Here is a 2357-nt window from a genome sequence, read left to right as displayed (position 1 = left end):
CCGCCGCATCGGCATCGGCCTGTTCGCGCAGTCGCTGGGCTTCTTCGGCCTGGACCTGCGCCTGGACGCGCAACTGTTCGGCCTCCTGCCGGGCGCGCTCGGCATCCTGCCAGCTGGCTTCGACCATCAATTCGCTGCGCTCGCGCTCCATGCCATCGATCTGCTGACGGGTCGCCTGGGTGCGTGCGCCCAATTCGGCGATCGCGACGCGCCGCTCGGCAATCGTCGCCGCGTTGTCACGGCTGCGGCCGCGCGCCGCGGCCAGCGCATCGACGGCCTGGTGCGCCAACAGGCGCTCGTAGGCGGCGAAGCCATTGAGGCGCGGATCCGATTCGAGCGACCGCAACCGCGCAGCCAACGCCGTCTGTGCACTCTCGGCGCCCGGAGCCGGCGCGGCCGCGGGTGGCGCCTGGATATCCAGGGCAGGCTGCGCGGGCGCATCGGCCGACATCTGCAGACGTTGCTGCAGCGACGCAATTTCCTCGGCGTGCTGGGCGAAGTCCGCTCGTGACGTGGCTGCGTTGCTGGTGGCGAATGCCAGGTCGGCATCCGCCGCCGCCGTCACGGCCAGCATGCGGGCGTCGTCATCGCGCCCACTGGCCATCGCGGCCTGCGCCTGCGCCAGTTCGTTGCGCGCCTGCGCGACCCCGGCGCCGGCATATTGATCAGCGTCGGCGCCACTGGCACGCGTGACGGCCTGCTGGGCCGCCTCGATCTCATTCGTCGGCGGTGGCAGGGTCGCGCAGCCCGCCAGCGTGAATGCGCAGGCCAGGAGCAGCCCGTGCGCGGAGTGCAACGGGCGCACGTGCAGGGCCCGAGGAAATTGTGCGAAGCTCTGATTCATTGGGGTGCCGTGTGGGCGAAGGGGCGACGCGCGGCCATTTTCATCAGCTTATGCGTCATCCGCAATGATGGCGCGCCTAGAGGAAGCGTGAATGGATATCGGCTATTTCCTGAAGCTGATGACGGAGAAGAATGCCTCCGACATGTTCCTGACAACCGGCGCGCCGGTGAACATCAAGGTCGAAGGCAAGCTCTATCCGCTGGGTAGTACCGGCCTGCCGCCGGGCATGGTGAAGAAAATCGCCTACTCGCTGATGGACGAAGGCCAGGTGCCGGTCTTCGAGCGCGACCTCGAGCTGAACATGGCCCTGGCGCTGCAGGACTCGGGCCGCTTCCGCATCAACGTGTTCAAGCAGCGCGGCGAAGTCGGCATGGTCATCCGCTCGATCCGCAGCGTGGTGCCGTCGATCGAGGAACTGCAGCTGCCGCAGGTGCTGAAGGAAATCATCATGGCGCCACGCGGGCTGGTGCTGATCGTCGGCTCGACCGGCTCGGGCAAGTCGACGACGCTGGCGTCGATGATCGACTACCGCAACAGCAATGTGTCCGGACACATCCTCACCATCGAGGATCCGATCGAATACCTGCACAAGCACAAGCAGTCCATCGTCAACCAGCGCGAAGTCGGTATCGACACACATGCCTTCCACAACGCGCTGAAGAACGCGATGCGCGAAGCGCCCGACGTCATCCTGATCGGCGAGATCCTCGACGCGACGACGATGGAGGCTGCGATCGCATTCGCCGAGACCGGCCACATCTGCCTCGCCACGCTGCACTCCAACAACGCCGACCAGACGATCGAGCGCATCCTCAATTTCTTCCCGGAAGGCGCGCACAAGAACGTCCTGATGAACCTGGCGCTGAACCTGAAGGCGGTCGTTTCCCAGCGCCTGGTCGTCGGCGTCGACGGTCGCCGCATGCCGGCGGCCGAGATCCTGATCAACACCCCGACGATCCGGGACCTGTTGCGCCGCGGGCAGATCCACGAACTCAAGCAGGCGATGGAAGAATCGCTGGAAGCCGGCATGGAAAGCTTCGACCAGTGCCTGTTCCGCCTGTACAAGGACGGCAAGGTCGAACGCGAGGAAGCCTTGCGCGCCGCGGACTCCCGCGATGGCCTGGCGCTGAAGTTCCGCCTGTCCGAGGGTTCCAGCGGCGAGCACGACCCCTATGCGGACGTATTCGACAACGCGTTGAGCCAGCGCTGACCGCACGAGCTGGCCCGGCGCACGAGGCGCCGGTGATTCCTAGGGTGCGTCGGGCTGGCGCTCCGGCCGAGCCGCATCGAACGCGGGATGTGCCAGGCAGGCCGCTTCGATGCGCACGATATTCGGGAACGGCGCCAGGTCGACCGAGAAACGTCGCGCGTTGTAAACCTGCGGAATGAGGCAGCAATCCGCGATCGTGGGGATGTTGCCGTCGCAGAAGGCGCCGGTCGACGGGTGATCCTGCAGCAGCGCTTCGAACGCCGCGAAGCCTTCCACGATCCAGTGCCGCACCCACACGTCGCG

At 66.4% G+C, this 2357-nt stretch carries 3 protein-coding genes; 1 reads left to right on the top strand and 2 read right to left on the bottom strand.

What is annotated here, in order from left to right:
- Positions 1 to 844 (bottom strand): DUF4398 domain-containing protein (locus VKM35_RS11965; protein WP_324321246.1); only part of this gene is annotated, 844 nt, incomplete at its 3' end.
- 91 nt (positions 845 to 935) lie between these two features.
- Here VKM35_RS11965 and VKM35_RS11960 point away from each other — a divergent pair.
- A complete protein-coding gene (locus VKM35_RS11960) occupies positions 936 to 2054 on the top strand; it encodes a PilT/PilU family type 4a pilus ATPase (RefSeq protein WP_324321245.1) in 1119 nt (372 codons plus the stop codon).
- A 39-nt stretch (positions 2055 to 2093) separates the two neighbouring features.
- On the opposite strand, the gene VKM35_RS11955 is transcribed toward VKM35_RS11960, so the two are convergent.
- A partial coding sequence (locus tag VKM35_RS11955) for a glutathione S-transferase C-terminal domain-containing protein (protein WP_324321244.1) occupies positions 2094 to 2357 on the bottom strand: 264 nt, incomplete at its 5' end.

The organism is Arenimonas sp., from assembly GCF_035312645.1.
Classification (GTDB): domain Bacteria; phylum Pseudomonadota; class Gammaproteobacteria; order Xanthomonadales; family Xanthomonadaceae; genus Arenimonas.
The sequence above is the reverse complement of the archived record's forward strand: the minus strand, read 5'-3'. Positions and strand labels throughout refer to the sequence as shown.

What these genes read in the sequence shown, in the direction of transcription:
- VKM35_RS11960 (WP_324321245.1), top strand. Translation starts at nt 936, where the DNA reads ATGGATATCGGCTATTTCCTGAAGCTGATGACGGAGAAGAATGCCTCC.